Annotated in this window: 13 protein-coding genes and 2 pseudogenes; 13 read left to right on the top strand and 2 right to left on the bottom strand. The window is 62.1% G+C overall.

Annotated features, from left to right (window positions below; translation table 11 throughout):
- Positions 1–74: 74 nt before the first annotated feature.
- The 11 genes and pseudogenes from ACFQAU_RS16860 (at position 75) to ACFQAU_RS16910 (ending at position 11,013) form a co-directional block, all read left to right on the top strand.
- Positions 75–1,094, top strand: a complete 1,020-nt coding sequence (locus tag ACFQAU_RS16860; protein WP_132443512.1) for a glycosyltransferase family 2 protein — start codon at positions 75–77, stop codon at positions 1,092–1,094.
- Complete coding sequence (locus tag ACFQAU_RS16865) at positions 1,091–1,321, top strand: hypothetical protein (protein WP_386283566.1); 231 nt, start codon at positions 1,091–1,093, stop codon at positions 1,319–1,321. The genes ACFQAU_RS16860 and ACFQAU_RS16865 overlap by 4 nt, the downstream gene beginning before the upstream one ends.
- Positions 1,318–1,716: a hypothetical protein gene (locus ACFQAU_RS16870; RefSeq protein ID WP_386283569.1), complete on the top strand. Its 399-nt coding sequence runs from the start codon at positions 1,318–1,320 to the stop codon at positions 1,714–1,716. The genes ACFQAU_RS16865 and ACFQAU_RS16870 overlap by 4 nt, the downstream gene beginning before the upstream one ends.
- Positions 1,716–4,070 (top strand): glycosyltransferase family 2 protein, encoded by a 2,355-nt coding sequence (locus ACFQAU_RS16875; RefSeq protein WP_132443728.1) that lies wholly within the window; start codon positions 1,716–1,718, stop codon positions 4,068–4,070. Before ACFQAU_RS16870 ends, ACFQAU_RS16875 begins: the two co-directional genes overlap by 1 nt.
- A 3-nt stretch (positions 4,071–4,073) precedes the next feature.
- Positions 4,074–4,763 (top strand): FkbM family methyltransferase, encoded by a 690-nt coding sequence (locus ACFQAU_RS16880; RefSeq protein WP_132443514.1) that lies wholly within the window; start codon positions 4,074–4,076, stop codon positions 4,761–4,763.
- Positions 4,753–5,816, top strand: a pseudogene (locus ACFQAU_RS16885) (glycosyltransferase family 2 protein). Before ACFQAU_RS16880 ends, ACFQAU_RS16885 begins: the two are co-directional and overlap by 11 nt.
- Before the next feature lie 142 nt (positions 5,817–5,958).
- Entirely contained in the window at positions 5,959–6,918 is a 960-nt protein-coding gene (locus ACFQAU_RS16890) for a phosphoadenosine phosphosulfate reductase (protein ID WP_132443516.1), read from the top strand.
- Positions 6,919–6,964: 46 nt separating this feature from the next.
- The gene (pyrC, locus tag ACFQAU_RS16895) at positions 6,965–7,996 is read left to right on the top strand and encodes a dihydroorotase (RefSeq protein ID WP_132443517.1); all 1,032 of its coding nucleotides are present in this window, start codon (positions 6,965–6,967) and stop codon (positions 7,994–7,996) included.
- A 55-nt stretch (positions 7,997–8,051) separates the two neighbouring features.
- Positions 8,052–8,729, top strand: a complete 678-nt coding sequence (locus ACFQAU_RS16900) for an orotate phosphoribosyltransferase (protein ID WP_132443518.1) — start codon at positions 8,052–8,054, stop codon at positions 8,727–8,729.
- Between the two features lie 150 nt (positions 8,730–8,879).
- Positions 8,880–10,382, top strand: a complete 1,503-nt coding sequence (locus ACFQAU_RS16905; RefSeq protein WP_132443519.1) for a replicative DNA helicase — start codon at positions 8,880–8,882, stop codon at positions 10,380–10,382.
- 175 nt (positions 10,383–10,557) lie between these two features.
- The gene (locus ACFQAU_RS16910) at positions 10,558–11,013 is read left to right on the top strand and encodes a DsrE family protein (RefSeq protein ID WP_132443520.1); all 456 of its coding nucleotides are present in this window, start codon (positions 10,558–10,560) and stop codon (positions 11,011–11,013) included.
- Positions 11,014–11,190: 177 nt separating this feature from the next.
- Here the strand turns inward: ACFQAU_RS16910 and ACFQAU_RS16915 are convergent, their stop codons facing one another.
- Together ACFQAU_RS16915 and ACFQAU_RS16920 are read right to left on the bottom strand one after the other, a co-directional pair.
- The gene (locus tag ACFQAU_RS16915; protein ID WP_386283578.1) at positions 11,191–12,378 is read right to left on the bottom strand and encodes an alpha/beta hydrolase family protein; all 1,188 of its coding nucleotides are present in this window, start codon (positions 12,376–12,378) and stop codon (positions 11,191–11,193) included.
- 88 nt (positions 12,379–12,466) lie between these two features.
- Positions 12,467–13,078, bottom strand: coding sequence for a sterol desaturase family protein (locus ACFQAU_RS16920; protein ID WP_386283581.1), 612 nt, complete (start codon positions 13,076–13,078; stop codon positions 12,467–12,469).
- A 241-nt stretch (positions 13,079–13,319) separates the two neighbouring features.
- On the opposite strand from ACFQAU_RS16920, the pseudogene alr reads away from it, so the two are divergent.
- Positions 13,320–14,362: pseudogene (gene alr / locus ACFQAU_RS16925) on the top strand (alanine racemase).
- Between the two features lie 279 nt (positions 14,363–14,641).
- The gene (locus tag ACFQAU_RS16930) at positions 14,642–15,439 is read left to right on the top strand and encodes a DNA repair protein (RefSeq protein WP_120350917.1); all 798 of its coding nucleotides are present in this window, start codon (positions 14,642–14,644) and stop codon (positions 15,437–15,439) included.
- Positions 15,440–15,532 lie beyond the last annotated feature (93 nt).

A 15,532-nucleotide genomic window follows, 5' to 3' on the forward strand; every position in this document is an offset into this window, starting at 1 on the left:
CGAGAACAACGGGGCCACAGGGGCGGATATGGGACTGAGCATTTTCATCGCGATCCGGCGCGGCGGGGTCTGACATGCGCATCACCGCTGTCACCTGCGTCAAGAACGAAGGCCCGTTTCTGCTGGAATGGATTGCCTTCAATCGGGTGATCGGGGTCACGGATTTCCTATTCTATTCAAATGATTGCACCGATGGAACCGACCGCCTGCTGGGCGCGCTTGACGGGCACGGTATCGTCACCCATCTGCCCAACCCGGCCAGCAATCGAAACTACCAAATGCAGGCGCTGAAGGATGCCCGGCGCCAACCCGTCGTCACGCAGGCCGATTGGGTCTGGGTCGCGGATGTGGACGAGTTTCTAAACATCCATGTGGGCGACCACCGCCTGCCCGCGCTGATCACAGCCTGCGGCGATCCGCAGGCAATCTCGCTGCATTTCCAGTTCTTCGCCAATGGCGGGATCGAGGAGTTCGTCGATGAACCGATCATCGCGCAATTCACCCGCAGCCATAACCCCGACATCTGGTGCGCCGATACGGCGATTGAGGTTAAATCATTGGTCCGGCAAGATTTCCCCTTGGGCTATTACGGGGCGCACCGCCCTTTTCATGATGACAGCAAAGTTCAACCCCATTGGACGGACGGCGCAGGCAGGCAGGTGCCCGCGCCGTTTCGGACTGCCGCCAACAAGCGCCGCATCCGCGCCTTTCCCGCCCGCGGCGCGCGGCGTTTTGCGACGTTAAACCATTACGCGCTGCGCTCGCTCGACAGCTATCTGGTCAAGAATGATCGGGGTGACGTGAACCGCGAACACCGCGCCTTTGACGACACCTATTGGCGCGACCGCAATGATGCAGCTTGGGAGGATCGCTCGATCCAGCGTTACCTGCCCGCCCTGCGCGCCGAGATGGATCGCCTCAAAGCGCTGCCCGGCATCGCTGAACTTCACGCCAATGCCGTGGCCGCGCACCGCGCCCGCCGCGATGCCCTGCTGGCCGATCCGGCCTACCGCGCGATGCAGGCACAACTGCGCGAGGCCAGCCCCTACTCCGCCGCCGAAGCGCAGGTCCGTGCCCAGATTGGACTGAAATGACCGGCCCACGGATCATCAACCTTGGCCTGCCCAAGACCGGCACCACCACGCTCACCGATGCGCTGCGCCACGCGGGGCTTAGGGTCGCCGATTGGCGCATCCGCAAAGGGCAAAGCGCTCTGCCTGACATTACCGGAGAGCATGTCGGCCGGATCATCTATGCCGATTATTTTGCCAGCGGCGACCGCTGGCGCGGCTGCAAGAATTCGACGCAATCAATGAGATGAGCGCCGTGCGCCATGACCGCAGCCTTTGGCCGCAGACCGATTGGGGGCTGCTGAGCGCCATTCAGCAGCACCACCCCGACATCAAGTTTTTGCTGTCGCACCGCAATCCGGCAAAGACGGCGAACAGCATGATGCGCTGGAACAATCTGGGCCGCCGCCGCCTGCCACAGGCCGATGTGCCGGGCCTGCCCCGCGGCTTTGGCCGCAGCGAGGCCGAGCTTGCCAAATGGGTTGAGGGGCATTTCACCTTTTGCCGCCGAGTCTTTGCCGGCTATGCCAACTTTCTGGAATTCGACATCGAAGACCCCGGCGCCCGCGACAAGATCGCCGCCCACCTCGGCATCGACCTGCCATGGTGGGGCCAAAGCAACACCGGCAAAGAAGTGGCCGAGTGATGCGCCTCACCCTGTTCATCGGCCCGACCGAGAAAGCCGCCGCGCGACTGCGCAATATCTTGCAGCAGGAAAAGGGCGCGCTGTTGAAACAAGGGGTTTTGGCCCCCGATTGGAACCACGTCCGCCTCTATGCCGCCTGCGCCGCGCCTGATGCGGTTGGACTGCTGCGCTATCGACGCGGGCTCGACAGTGCTTTGATCGGCGCCACGCTGCGTGATGAATTTCACGCACTGATCCCTCGCGATTTGGCCGAGAGCCGCGCCGATCATGTGGTGCTGAGCGCGGCACAACTGGGCAACCTGCTGTCGCGCCCCGAGGAGCTTGCCCGCCTGCGCGATCTGCTCTGCCCCTATTTCGACGACATTCGCATTATCGCGCATCTTGATGAACAGGCCCGACTTCTCACCGCGCATTATACCTTTGCCGTGACCGAAGGCCGCCGCCATTCGCTGACACAGGAACTCACCTTGGCGGAGCGTGGCAGGTGGTGGCAAGGCGCGCTCGAACCTGCTGAGGATGCCCCCGACTTTGGCCTATTCTCAGATGTACAAAACCCGCCCTTCTGGCTGGATTATCAGGCCCTTCACAGTCATTGGGCAGACGCCTTTGGGGCCGAAAAGGTCCAATTCCGTCCGCTCGACCTGCCGCAACTCCTGTCCAAAAACGGGGCGCGGGAAGTTTCCGATAGCCTTGACCTGACCACGCTCCTCGGTCCGGTTGATCCGGGCCGCGCGCTTGCCCCTCTGCCCGCGCCTTGGCTGGCCCGAATGCGCGCGTTTAACGATGTACTGATCCGTTATCTGCAAGCGCATGACCTCTCCTGCCCGCGCAGCACATGGAGCCAGATGTTGCAGGCGCTGCAGATCGGTGGCGCAGCGATTGCGCCCGGCAGTCTCGCCCCGATCTCCGACCATTTCGCCCGCGACAACGCAGCCCTCATCACCCGATATCCCGCGCTGGCTGCGGCGCTCACCCCCGACAGGCCAGAACCCCTTTGGACCGAAGCAGACCCCGAACGCGGCTTTCGCGCCACGCAGTACCTCGCCGCTTTCGCCCACCGCATCCGAACAACCGCGACCCCTCTGGCGCAGAAACACGCTGAGGCTGAGATGGCGCGCCAGTCGGCCGCGAAATTCGAGGCGATGCTATCGGACCCCGCCGCCTCAGAAGACGCCCGCGCGGCCAATGCCCAGCTTTTGAACCGGGTGAAGGTCAACCACGAGATGATCCTCAGCAGCCCCTTCCGCCCGCATAACGACGCGGCGTCCGAGGGTGCAGACCAGCCCGCGCCCGCCTATACCACCGTCCCGCCGCGCCAATTACCGCCCGGCAACAGCGGCAATGTCATCGTCGGCTGCATGAAGAACGAGGCCCCCTATATCCTTGAATGGGTCGCCTATCACCGCGCCGTGGGATTTGATAACTTCCTGATCTACACCAACGATTGCACCGATGGCACCGATGCCGTGCTCGGGCGGTTGCAAGACATGGGCATCCTGCAACACCGCAACAACGACGACTGGAAGGGCAATTCGCCCCAGCAGCATGCCCTGAACCAAGCGCTGAAAGAGCCGCTGATCCGGGACGCGGAATGGATCGCGCATATCGATGTTGACGAATTCGTGAACATCCGCACAGGCAACGGCACGCTCAACGATTTTTTCGCCGCAGCGCCCGAGGCGACCAATATCGCGATGACCTGGCGGCTCTTTGGCCATAACGGCGCGACGGCCCTGTCCGATGCGCCGGTGATCGGCCAATTCGACCACTGCGCACCCAGCTTTTGCCCGAAACCCCATACCGCATGGGGGTTCAAGACAATGTTCCGCAACATCGGCGCCTATGAAAAACTCTCCTGCCACCGGCCCAACAAATTGGACGACGCGCAGGCGGAACGGGTCAAATGGGTCAACGGCTCGGGCCGCGACATGACGCGCGATGCGCTGCGCAACGGGTGGCGGTCTTCCAAAAGCAACATCGGCTATGACCTGCTGCAATTGAACCACTACGCTCTGCGCTCAGCCGACTCCTTTCTTGTCAAACGCCAGCGCGGGCGCGCGCTGCATGTCGACCGCTCCATCGGTATCAACTACTGGATCCGCATGGATTGGAACGACCACCAAGATGTCTCAATCCAGCGCAACCTGCCGCGTCTGCATGCCGAGATGGCCCGCCTGCTGGCCGACGACCCGCTTCGCGCGCATCACGAAGCGGGCCTTGCCTGGCACCGCGCCAAGGCGGAAGAGCTGCACCAAACGCCAGAGTTCCGCGATCTCTACCGCCAAGCGCTTAACGTCAAGTTAAGCGCGACCGAGCGTGTCGCCTATGCCCTCGCTCTCGACATGGAAAGCTGACCCGTGACAGACACCAAGCCTGAGCCGAATTTCATCCACTCGCGCGGCATGAAATTCCCCGACGATCCAACGATCCTGCGCGGGCGGGTCCGCAAACTGCTGCGCCAAAACGCCTATGAGGCAAAAGAAAGCGAGGCCGCGCTGCGCGTGGTCCGCGAGGGCGACCGGGTGATCGAACTGGGTGGCGGCGTGGGCTATATGTCGACGCTGGTGGCCAGCAAACGCAACGTGGCTTCGGTTCATTCATTTGAGGCGAACCCGAACCTTATCCCCTATATCCGCCGGGTCCATGCGGCCAACGGGCTGAGCAATGCCCATGTCACCAACGCCATCCTCGGCCCCGCGCCGGGCAAGGTCGATTTCCACGTACGCGACCAGATCCTGTCCTCCTCCATGACCCGTTTCGAAGGCGAAGCCCCGCCCGAGACCCATCAAATCGACGTGCTGAGCGCGGCTGAGGTTTTCGCCGACATCGCCCCCAGCGTGCTGATCTGCGACATTGAAGGCGCTGAAGTTGACCTGATCCCGTCGCTGCCGCTCGACACTCTGCGCGCCGCCATCATCGAGTTGCACCCACAATGGATCGGCCCCGAGGGGGTCAACAAGGTCTTTGCCGCTTTCATGCAGGCGGGCATGGCCTATTACCACCGGGGCTCGCATAACAAAGTCGTGGCCTTCCGCCGTGAATGGTAAAGTCTCCCACCTCGCGATCCTTTGTGTGCGCAACGAAGGCGCGTTCTTGCTGGAATGGCTTGCCCATCACCGCGCTATCGGCTTCGATCATGTGCTGGTTTTTCCAACGATTGCGACGACGGCACCGATGACATGCTTGACCGGCTGCAAGCGCTTGGCGGTGTCACCCACATCCGCAACGACGGCCCCTATGAGAAAGGCGGCATCCAGTTCACCGCGCTGAAGGCCGCTGCCGAACTAAAGATCGTGCAGCAGGCCGATTGGATCCTGCCGCTCGATGTCGATGAATTTGTAAACATCCATGTCGGCGATCACAGCCTCTCCGCGCTGCACGCCGCCCTGCCCGAAGCCACGGCGATCACCCTCACATGGCGGCTTTTCGGCAGTGGCGATCAGGTCCGCTACGAAGACCGCCCGGTGACCGAAGGCTTTACCCGCTGCGCCCCTGCGGTGATGCACTGGCCATGGCGGGCTGCCATGTTCAAAACCCTCTACCGCAACGATGGCACCTATGCGCAGCCGGGCGTGCACCGCCCCCGTGGCCCCAACCCCGCACGGCTGGACCAATCCCGCTGGTTTGACGGCCATGGCCGCGCCCTGCCCGATCTCTTCAAGACGCGGCGCATTTTTTCAACCTACGGTCGGCAGAACTATGGGCTGGCCCAGATCAATCACTACCCCTTGGGCGCGATGGAATCCTATGTGCTCAAAGCCGACCGCGGCCGCGCGGTGCACCGCGCAGACATGCTGGGGCTGGACTATTGGGTTGAGCGGAATTTCAACACCGAAACCGACACAACCATCAACGCCAGCGCCCCGGCGCGGGCCCGCGAACTTGCCGCCCTCAAGGCCGACGCACCCCTCACCGCCCTGCACGAAACGGCCGTCGCTTGGCGTCGCACCCGGTTCGACGCGCTAATGGCCCAAGAGCCATTCCGCGCCCTATTCGGACGCCTGCTGATGGCCCCGCCAAGCCGCCCGGTCACCGCCAAAGCGGCGCGTATCATGCTGGAATATGCGAGGCGCGCCCAAGCCGCCGAGCCATCCCAATAGCGCACAGCCACCACACCGCCCCCGGAAAACCGTCACATTCTCTTCAATTTCTCACGGATTTTCCGCATTTTCGCCCTATTATCCGGCTATACCCTGCTGAAACGGCGGTTCTGCCCCGCCCTGACAAGCCCGAGGATGCCCGATGCCGCGCGAGACGCCCACGATCGAAAGCTCACTGGCCGATATGCCCAAACGCGACTGGCTGCGCGCAATAGAGGCCGTGGCCGAAGAGGATGGCTATTTCCAGTCCTTGGGCAAACGCCATTTCTCTGCCTTCATTGAGCGTGAGACCACCCTGCTGGTCACGTTTGAGACCTATCAAGGCATGCACGCCCTTTCCGACAAGGCGCAGCCCTTGGGCTGGGACATGGTCCGCAATCACGACTGGTCGCATCTCTGCCTTGCCAGCGATGGCGACACATGGTTCCGCGCCGAAGAGGTCTATGCCTATTTCGACAGGCTGATCGACGACGGGTTCTTTGATGAATTCGATCGGGTGCTGTTCTACGGCGCTGGCCCCTGCGCCTATGCCGCCGCCGCCTACTCCGTCGCCTCCCCCGGTGCAGCGGTTGTGGCGATCCAACCGCAGGCCACGCTGAACCCGCGCATCACCGATTGGGACGACCGCTTCACCGATATGCGCATCCTCGATTTCACTTCCCGCTATGGCTATGCGCCCGATATGCTTGACGCCGCAGAACGGGTCTTTGTGCTCTACGACCCGCGAGAAAAACTCGACGCGATGCATGCCGCGCTCTTTACCCGCGCCAATGTCACCAAACTGCGCATGCCCTTCATGGGCGATGCGCTGCAAACCGACCTGCTGGAGATCGACCAGCTTGACCCGCTGCTGCAGGCCGCCGCCGACGGCACGCTGGACGCGGCCCGTTTCGCCGCCCTCTACCGCGCACGACGCGACTATCTGCCCTACCTGCGCAACCTCAGCCAAGCGGTCAACGCCCAAGGCCGCGAGAGACTGCTCGAAGCGGTCTGTGCCAATGTCAGCGCGCGGATGAGCGCCCCACGCTTTGCTCGCCGCCTTGAACGCATTCGCGCCCGCCGAGAAGCCGCCGTGACAGAGGTGGCGACCGCCACCGGATAGGTTTTCAATCTGGCGCGCGCCCCCGCTCTGTGCTAGCCCCGCGGCCATGACACAAAGCTTCACGATCCGCCGTCCCGACGACTGGCACCTGCACCTGCGCGACGGCGACATGCTGCGCGCCGTGCTGCCCCATAGCGCCCGCGACTTTGCCCGCGCCATCATCATGCCAAATCTCGTGCCCCCGGTGGTCACCGGCACCCAAGCCGCCGCCTACCGCGACCGCATCATGGCCGCCCTGCCTGCGGGTGCCGATTTCACCCCGCTGATGACCCTCTACCTGACCGAGGACACGGACCCTGACGACGTGGCCCGCGCCCATGCCGATGGCCTCATCCACGCGGTCAAACTCTACCCCGCCGGCGCCACCACCAACTCCGCCAGCGGCGTGTCCAACTTCGACAAGGTCGCCCCGGTGCTCGACCGTATGGCCGAGATTGGCCTGCCCCTTTGCACCCACGGCGAAGTCACCGACAGCGAGATCGACATCTTCGACCGCGAGGCCGTCTTCATCGACCGCGTGCTCGACCCAATTCGCCGCGCGCATCCTGCGCTGCGCGTGATCATGGAACATATCACCACCGCCGATGCCGCCGACTACGTGCGCAGCAACGACAGCGGCCTTGCGGCCACGATCACCACGCATCACCTCGTGATCAACCGCAACCACATCCTCGCTGGCGGCATCCGCCCGCATTACTACTGCCTGCCCGTGGCCAAACGCGAGACCCACCGCCTCGCCCTGCGCCAAGCGGCCACCTCTGGCGATCCGCGCTTCTTCCTCGGCACCGACAGCGCGCCCCATACCGATGGCGCCAAGCTGCAACCCTGCGGCTGCGCCGGCTGCTTCACCGCGCCCAACACAATGTCGATCCTCGCACAGGTTTTCGAAGAGGACGGCGCCCTCGACAAGCTCGAAGCCTTCACCTCGCTCAACGGCCCCGCCTTCTATGGCCTGCCGCCAAACGAGACTCGCATCACCCTGCGCCACGAAACACCGAAACACCCCACCAGCATCGACACCCCCGACGGCCCGGTCACGGTCTTCGACCCCGGCTTCGATCTGCACTGGACCACCTAATCTTCATCCTTTCTTAAATACCGATCCGACCTCTCCCCAGCCAAGGACGCCTGCCATGATCCCCACCAGCCACCCCAGCCCCGAAGAAATGGCCCGCCTCACCGCGCGCATGTTGCTGGAGATCGGCGCGGTGCATTTCAACGCGGATGAACCCTTCACACTGGCCTCGGGCCTGCCGTCCCCGACCTATATCGACTGCCGCAAGCTGATCTCCCACCCGCGCATCCGGTCGACGCTGATGGACTTCCTCACCGTCACCGTGATGCGCAACGCGGGGTTTGAGGCTTTCGACAATATCGCCGGTGGCGAGACCGCAGGCATCCCCTTCGCCGCCATGGTCGCCGAGCGGATGGCGCTGCCGATGACCTATGTGCGCAAAAAGCCCAAAGGCTATGGCCGCAACGCGCGGATCGAAGGTGACATGACCGAAGGCCAACGCGTGCTGCTGGTCGAGGATCTGACCACCGATGGTGGCTCAAAGCTCAGCTTTGTCGACGCGATTCGGGAAACCGGCGCAAGCTGCGCCCATACCGCCGTGATCTTCCACTACGGCATTTTCCCACAAACCGAAAAGACCCTTGGTGACCATGGCGTTACGCTTCATGCGCTGTGCACATGGTGGGATGTCTTGGCCGAAGCGCGCGCACAAGGCGCCTTTGACGCGGCAACATTGACCGAAGTCGAAGCCTTCCTGAACGCCCCGCGCGAATGGCAGGAATCCCGCAAAAGTTAACCGAATTTCCGCAAGATGTTGACCCAAGGCCCCTCCACAAGGCAAAATGTGGTGGGGCCGTTTGTTGATAAAGATATCCACAAAAGATACAATTTGCGCCGGACGACCCCACTGGCTATGACGACCATCTGGGTAGAAATGGGTGAGGTCATGAACGAAATTACATCGCTGAACGCGAACCAATTGGCCGTGCAGGCACCGGAATCGATGCCGCATTCGATCGAGGCCGAGCAGCAGTTGCTGGGTGCGATCCTCACCAACAACGACGTTTATGACCGCGTGGCCTCAGTCATTGGCCCCAAGCATTTCTACGAGCCGGTCCACGCGCGCATCTTCGACATCGCCTCCCAGCGGATCGCCAAGAACAACCTCGCCTCTCCGGTCACGCTCAAAGCCTTTATGGAGGACGACGAGGGGCTGAAGGAGCTGGGCGGCCCTGCCTATCTCGCCCGTCTTGCGGGGGCTGCGATCAGCGCCTTTGCGGTGCGCGACTACGCGCAGATGATCTATGACCTCGCCGTGCGCCGCGACCTGATCCAGCTGGGCCGCGACATTTCGGCCAAGGCCGCGCAGGTCGATGTCGCCTCCGAGCCGCGCGAGCAGATCGTCGAGGCCGAGCAAGAACTCTACAAGCTGGCCGAACAGGGTCAGGTCGAAAGCGGTTTCCAGTCTTTCCTCAAGGCCGTGACAGATGCGGTCAACGTGGCTAACGCCGCCTACCAGCGTGACGGCGGCCTCTCAGGCGTCTCCACCGGGCTGATCGACATGGACAAGAAACTGGGCGGTCTGCACCGCTCTGACCTTCTGATCCTTGCGGGCCGTCCATCGATGGGGAAAACCTCGCTTGCGACCAACATCGCCTTCAACGTGGCCAAAGCCTACAAACGCGGGATGAAGCCCGACGGCACCGAAGGCGCGGTCGACGGCGGCGTGGTGGGCTTCTACAGCCTTGAGATGAGCGCCGAACAGCTTGCCGCGCGGATCCTGTCGGAAGCCGCCGAGATCCCCAGCCAACAGATCCGTTCGGGCGACATGACCGAGACCGAGTTCCGCCGCTTCGTCGATGCCGCCAAAGCACTGGAAGCCTGCCCGCTGTTCATCGACGACACGCCCGCCCTGCCGATCAGCCAGCTTGCCGCCCGTGCGCGGCGGCTCAAACGGACCCACGGGCTTGATGTGCTGATCATCGACTACCTGCAGCTGGTCCGCGGCACCGGCAAATCGGAAAACCGGGTGAACGAAATCTCGGAAATCACCATGGGTCTCAAGGCCATCGCCAAGGAACTCGACATTCCGGTGATCGCGCTTTCGCAGCTCTCGCGTCAGGTGGAGAGCCGCGAAGATAAACGTCCGCAGCTGTCGGACCTGCGTGAATCCGGCTCGATCGAACAGGATGCTGATGTGGTGATGTTCGTCTACCGTGAGGAATACTATAAGGAACGTGAGAAGCCCGGCGATCACGAGTTGGACAAGATGGCCGCGTGGCAGGAAGAGATGGAACGCTTGCACGGCCGCGCCGAAGTGGTGATCGGCAAGCAGCGTCACGGCCCGATTGGGACGGTAGACCTTAGCTTTGAGGGCAAGTTTACCCGCTTCGGCAACCTTGTGCAGCCGTGGCAGCAAGGCGGCGGCAACGACGATCAGGAATTCTAATCTCTCGATTTATGGCCACTGCTCTTTTCGGGGCGGTGGCACTCTCCTATCGTTCCCCTCCTCATCAAATTCACATACTTGAATGAATGATTTGGATTGCCCCAAACTGCCGTTAGGCTAGATGGGCGGTTCTGCGCCTCGCGCCAGTACCGTCACTCACCTTGGGAGGACCAAAATGACCAATATCATCCGCGCCATCTGTCTGATGCTCGCCACCAGCTTTGCCTTCGCGCTCCACGCCGAAGAGACCGAGCGTTACGGCAAGCAGAAAGTCGTCTATCACATCAACTATAACGGCGGCGAAGGCTCCAAAGCGCATCTGGGGGCCATGCGCAACATTCAGAACCACATCAATGCCGTCGGGGCCGAGAATATCGACGTGAAGGTCGTGCTGCATGGCAATGGGCTGAGCCTCTTGGCCGATGCCAAGGGCATCGACAAGATGCAGACAACCGTATCATCGCTCAAAGGGCAGAACGTCAGCTTTCACGTCTGCAACAACACCCTGCGCGGCCGCGAGATCAGCTATGAGGATGATCTCTATGATGTGTGGGAGGAAGACATCGTGCCCTCCGGCGTGGCGGAACTGTCGCGCCTGCAACAGATGGGCTACACCTACATCAAACCTTGAACCGTACCGCCCGGGAGGGGGAACACTCCCCCGGGCGTTCGTTTTGTCACTCTCCCGCTGCGCGGGTCTCATACATCAGCCCCTTGGCGCTGCCTTCGGCGAAACCCTTCCAATAGCTGTGGTCGTCCTTTTCGGTCCCGTCGTCTTCGACAGACCAGACGCCAGCGTTGGAATCCTCTACCAGATCAAGGTAGCCCCCTTCTCGGCATCATTCTTCAGATGGCTATCCATCCATGCGGTCACGAAATGCTGGGCGATATTGTTCATCCGCGCCGTGTCCCAAACCGCATCGGTGTAATGTTCTGAAATGTTGAACCCTTTGTCCTCGCTGAAGTAATAGGACTCCGTGGGCGCAGGCATCGGCGCGCCGGCGTTATGGCCTGCGTTCATATAGGTCAGCAGCGCACGGTCGACGTTTGAGGTGTTTTGCCAAATCGCGCGAATGCCGTCTTCGTAAAGCGATGTGTCATCCTGCGATCCGGCGATAAAGAGCATCGGGATCTGCACACCCGCCAGACCTTCGGCATCCCAAAAGCCCCGGTTCATGCCCCAAGGGCCAAAGGCCACGGCCGTCTTGATGCGCGGATCAGGCAGGGCGTCGTGGGTGTCTGACCCGGCCTGATGAATGCCCAATGTGCCATGCGGCCCACCCCATGTGTAGCCTACAGAAGCCTCGGTCACGCCACCGCCTGCGGTGATGATCGCGCCGTAGCCGCCCATGGAGTAGCCGATCAGCCCGGTGTTCTCGGCGTCATAAAGCCCTGCAAAATCGCCACCCTCCGCGGCTTTTTGCGCCATCTGCTCCAGCACAAAGAGTTGGTCCAGCGAGCGGTTCACCAGCGTCGAGCCAAAGGCCGCCTGCGTGCGGTAGGTGCTGTCGGTGTGGTCGATGGAGGCCACGACATAGCCCTTGGAGGCGAGGTTCTCGGCCAGATGCGACAGCAGATAGCGGTTGCCCGGATAGCCGTGGCTGATCAGGACCAGCGGAAAGGTCTCGCCCGAGGCCGGATCGACATCGCGCATCGCCTGTCCCTGCAACGTGACCTCGGTGGTGCCGTCGCGCAGATAGGCTTTGAAGGCGGTTTCGCCCTGCGCGCCCTCGGCGGCAGGGTAATACATCTCAACGGTCAAAGGTCGGTCATAGCGCGGCATCTCATCGGGCTTATCGGCGGCCGGGTCGATGGCGAGTATGTCGATCTGATCGCGGTTGACCATCTCAAGCGTGCGCACGCCCACCGCGTGGTCGCCATAGGCCGCGAGTTCGGGCGCGTTCGGCAATTGTCGGTCGATCCGATTCTCCGCCTGCGCCGCCCCTGCGGTAAGGCTGGCGGCAAGCAGGGCCGTGGTGGTCATATGTCTATGCATGGTTCGTCCTCCCTTGGATAGGCCCGAGCCTACCTGCGTTGCGGAGGCAAGCAAGCGCCCTAGCCGTGACGTTACGGAAGTTTCACACTTACCCCCGCGCGGCGCGGGCCACTTCTGCCTCAGAGAGCCCATACCTCCCGGCGAATTTGGCGCGGGCGGCCAACAGCCTTGGGTCATCGGGTTTCATGCCCAAGGTGCGGATAAAGGCGATGCGCTGCTGCTGTTTCAAGGCTTCGGTGTCGATATCCGTGCCCATGGCGCGGTCGATAATCTCTCCGCCGGGGCTGACGTGGAACCACTTGTTGAAGTCGCGGAAGTGATGCTGGTTGTGCAGCCGCGTGACATGCCGCTCGACCGCCGTTTTGGGGACCGTCAGATGCGCCGTCATGTGGAACCACTCATAGCCCAGAAAGGTCAGCACCCCACCCAAGGGTACGATTGCCGTGGCAATCCAAAGGCTTGCGTCAAACCCCAGCAGCGCCGCAATGCCCCAAACCAAAAGGAAATTACCCACAAGCATCGGCAAAGCGACCCAAAGCGGCACAAAGAACAGCCCGTGATTGGTGGGAAAATCATGATGCCCGTAATGCGCGCGGTAGAGCAGATCAAAGGCCCATTGCCGTTTCGGCGGATCAAGGTGAAAGACATGCCGGTGCAGGTTGTATTCATTGAGCATCTGCGCCGCGATCCCCAGCGGCACCAGCGCCCAGCACCACAGCGGCGCCCCCAGAGCATCGCGCCAAAGGCAACCACACCGGCCAGCGCCATGAGCGATACCCCCGCGTGGCCAAACATGATCCTGATCCGTGACATCCGCCTGACCTCCCCATCCTGCGCATCCGGCAGGCAAAAGTGTAACAAATCCCCCTCGCCCCTGTCGCGCATGACGTTAGGTGCCCTTGGCCGCTTGACCTCCCCCGCATTCTGGCCCACATCCGCCCATGAGCAAAGCGACCCTGACCATCGACCTGCAAGCCATCGCCGACAACTGGCGCGCCCTTGACCGCATGACGGGGGCCGAGACCGGCGCCGTGGTCAAAGCCGACAGCTATGGCCTTGGTGCGCCCCGTGTGGCGACAGCCTTGGCCGAGGCTGGCGCGCGGCAGTTCTTTGTGGCCTTGGCCGAAGAAGGCGTAGCACTGCGGCAGGCTTTGGGCGAAGGCCCGGTGATCAACGTCTTTTCCGGTCATATGGCAGGCGACGCCGAGGCAATTGCCGGTGCCGCCTTGACGCCGATGGTCAACTCGACCGAGCAGCTTTTGCGCCAGCTTGAGACCCTGCCCGGCCATGGCTTTGGCATTCAACTCGACAGCGGCATGAACCGGCTGGGGATGGAGCCTGCGGAATGGGCGGCCCTGCGCGACATCGCACTCAGCCAGAACCCCTCGCTGATCATGTCGCATCTGGCCTGCTCAGACGAACCGGGACACGAGATGAACGACGCGCAGCTGCGCAGCTTTCACGAGATGACCCAAGGGATCGACGTCCCGCGCTCGCTCTCTGCCACGGGGGCATCCTGCTGGGCTCTGATTATCACTTCGATGTCACGCGGCCCGGGATTGGCCTTTATGGCGGGCGGCCCTTCACCGATGCGCGGCCTGTGGTCACCCTTGATGTGCCGGTGATCCAAACCCGCAACGTCACCCCGGGAGAGACTGTGGGATATGGCAACACATGGACGGCAGAGAGCACGGTGAAGCTCGCCACCGTCGCTGCGGGCTACGCCGACGGGCTCCAGCGCGCCATGGGCAATGCAGTCGGCGCGGCCTCTTTCCAACATGACGGCATTTCGCTGCCGATTGTCGGGCGCGTGTCGATGGATCTGATCACGGTGGATGTCTCTGCGTTGGATGAAGTCCCCGCGACTTTGCAATTGCTGGGGCCAAAGCAGGGTGTCGATGATCTGGCGGATTGGGCCGGGACGATCGGCTACGAAATGCTCACCTCGCTCGGGGCGAGATACGCGCGGACCTACGCCGAATAGTTCGGCGACTTTCCCCCGTTTCGTATTGAGTGGACTGCAGATCGGCGGCGCTTTAGCGTGGCTATTTTCCCACAGGCCTGCCCCGCCCGTCTTCGGCAGTCGACAGGTAAATCACCCCAATCACTGCAAAAAGTTTACGAAAAACCTGAGGTTGTGCCATAATGTGGGCAAAACTGCGTTAAATCCTCAGCATAATTCCGCACTGAATGGGAACAAAGAAGGATAAAGAGGCGTTGGTCGGCAGAAACTTGCTTAGTAGCTCTTCCAGGGGGAGAAAGTATGTCCCAGCTTCGTTCATTCGCCTACCTCATCCAATTCGCCTTTCAACGGCTGGCCGTTGTGGTCTTTGCCCTCGCGGCCCTTGCCCTCACCATGGCCAGCATCATGGCCGGGATCGGCCTTTGGGATTGGATCAGTCTTGACCTTCGATATGGCGGCGAGCCTGTTGAAAACGCTGGGATGTACGCCCAGCTAACCTTGACCGCTCTTGCCGTGGGCCTGTGTTTTTTCCTGCCCACCAACCGTCGCGTCATGCAGCTTGAAACCTCGCACCGCCAGTTCAATGTTGGCATGCAGGACGTGGCCCGCGCCTACGGTGCCGTGCACGCTGCCGACCGTGCGGAAACCTTTCAGATGAGTTCGGAATTTGATTCGGTGCGCGAACGTCTGGCCTATCTGCGCGATCACCCCGACCTCAGCACGCTGGAGCCCGCCGTGCTGGAAATGGCCGCACAAATGAGCCACGTGGCCCGCGATCTGGCCGAAGTTTACTCGGATGAGAAACTGGCCCGTGCACGCAGCTTCCTGAAACAGCGCCAAGAAGAGGTCGAGTTGTTCAACAGCCGTCTGGATCAGGCCAAAGCCATCTCGACAGAGATGAAACATTGGCTCCACGAAGTCGAACTCGAAGAGAGCGTCGCCGTAGCCCAGCTTGAGCGCCTGCGTGACGAGATGCGTGAGATCATGCCGGAGCTTGGCCTCGAACGTGTGGTGCAAACCGAAGCCCCCGAGCGCCAGCCGGAGCCGACATCGCTCGACAATATCGTGATCGATCTGCCTCCCAAAGCTGCCGAGTAACACCGGCGGCAGCATCCGGCCCATTGGGTTCCCCCGGGATCATCACCCAAAGGCCGGATGCTTTTCCTTTGACGCCATCCGGCACCTGCGCGA

This window comes from Sulfitobacter profundi (assembly GCF_042661425.1).
Lineage (GTDB): Bacteria > Pseudomonadota > Alphaproteobacteria > Rhodobacterales > Rhodobacteraceae > Sulfitobacter > Sulfitobacter profundi.

What these genes read in the sequence shown, in the direction of transcription:
- pyrC (WP_132443517.1), top strand. Translation starts at nt 6,965, where the DNA reads ATGACACAAAGCTTCACGATCCGCCGTCCCGACGACTGGCACCTGCAC.
- ACFQAU_RS16870 (WP_386283569.1), top strand. Translation starts at nt 1,318, where the DNA reads ATGAGCGCCGTGCGCCATGACCGCAGCCTTTGGCCGCAGACCGATTGG.
- ACFQAU_RS16905 (WP_132443519.1), top strand. Translation starts at nt 8,880, where the DNA reads ATGAACGAAATTACATCGCTGAACGCGAACCAATTGGCCGTGCAGGCA.
- ACFQAU_RS16900 (WP_132443518.1), top strand. Translation starts at nt 8,052, where the DNA reads ATGATCCCCACCAGCCACCCCAGCCCCGAAGAAATGGCCCGCCTCACC.
- ACFQAU_RS16915 (WP_386283578.1), bottom strand. Translation starts at nt 12,378, where the DNA reads ATGCATAGACATATGACCACCACGGCCCTGCTTGCCGCCAGCCTTACC.
- ACFQAU_RS16865 (WP_386283566.1), top strand. Translation starts at nt 1,091, where the DNA reads ATGACCGGCCCACGGATCATCAACCTTGGCCTGCCCAAGACCGGCACC.
- ACFQAU_RS16860 (WP_132443512.1), top strand. Translation starts at nt 75, where the DNA reads ATGCGCATCACCGCTGTCACCTGCGTCAAGAACGAAGGCCCGTTTCTG.
- ACFQAU_RS16890 (WP_132443516.1), top strand. Translation starts at nt 5,959, where the DNA reads ATGCCGCGCGAGACGCCCACGATCGAAAGCTCACTGGCCGATATGCCC.
- ACFQAU_RS16930 (WP_120350917.1), top strand. Translation starts at nt 14,642, where the DNA reads ATGTCCCAGCTTCGTTCATTCGCCTACCTCATCCAATTCGCCTTTCAA.
- ACFQAU_RS16875 (WP_132443728.1), top strand. Translation starts at nt 1,716, where the DNA reads ATGCGCCTCACCCTGTTCATCGGCCCGACCGAGAAAGCCGCCGCGCGA.
- ACFQAU_RS16910 (WP_132443520.1), top strand. Translation starts at nt 10,558, where the DNA reads ATGACCAATATCATCCGCGCCATCTGTCTGATGCTCGCCACCAGCTTT.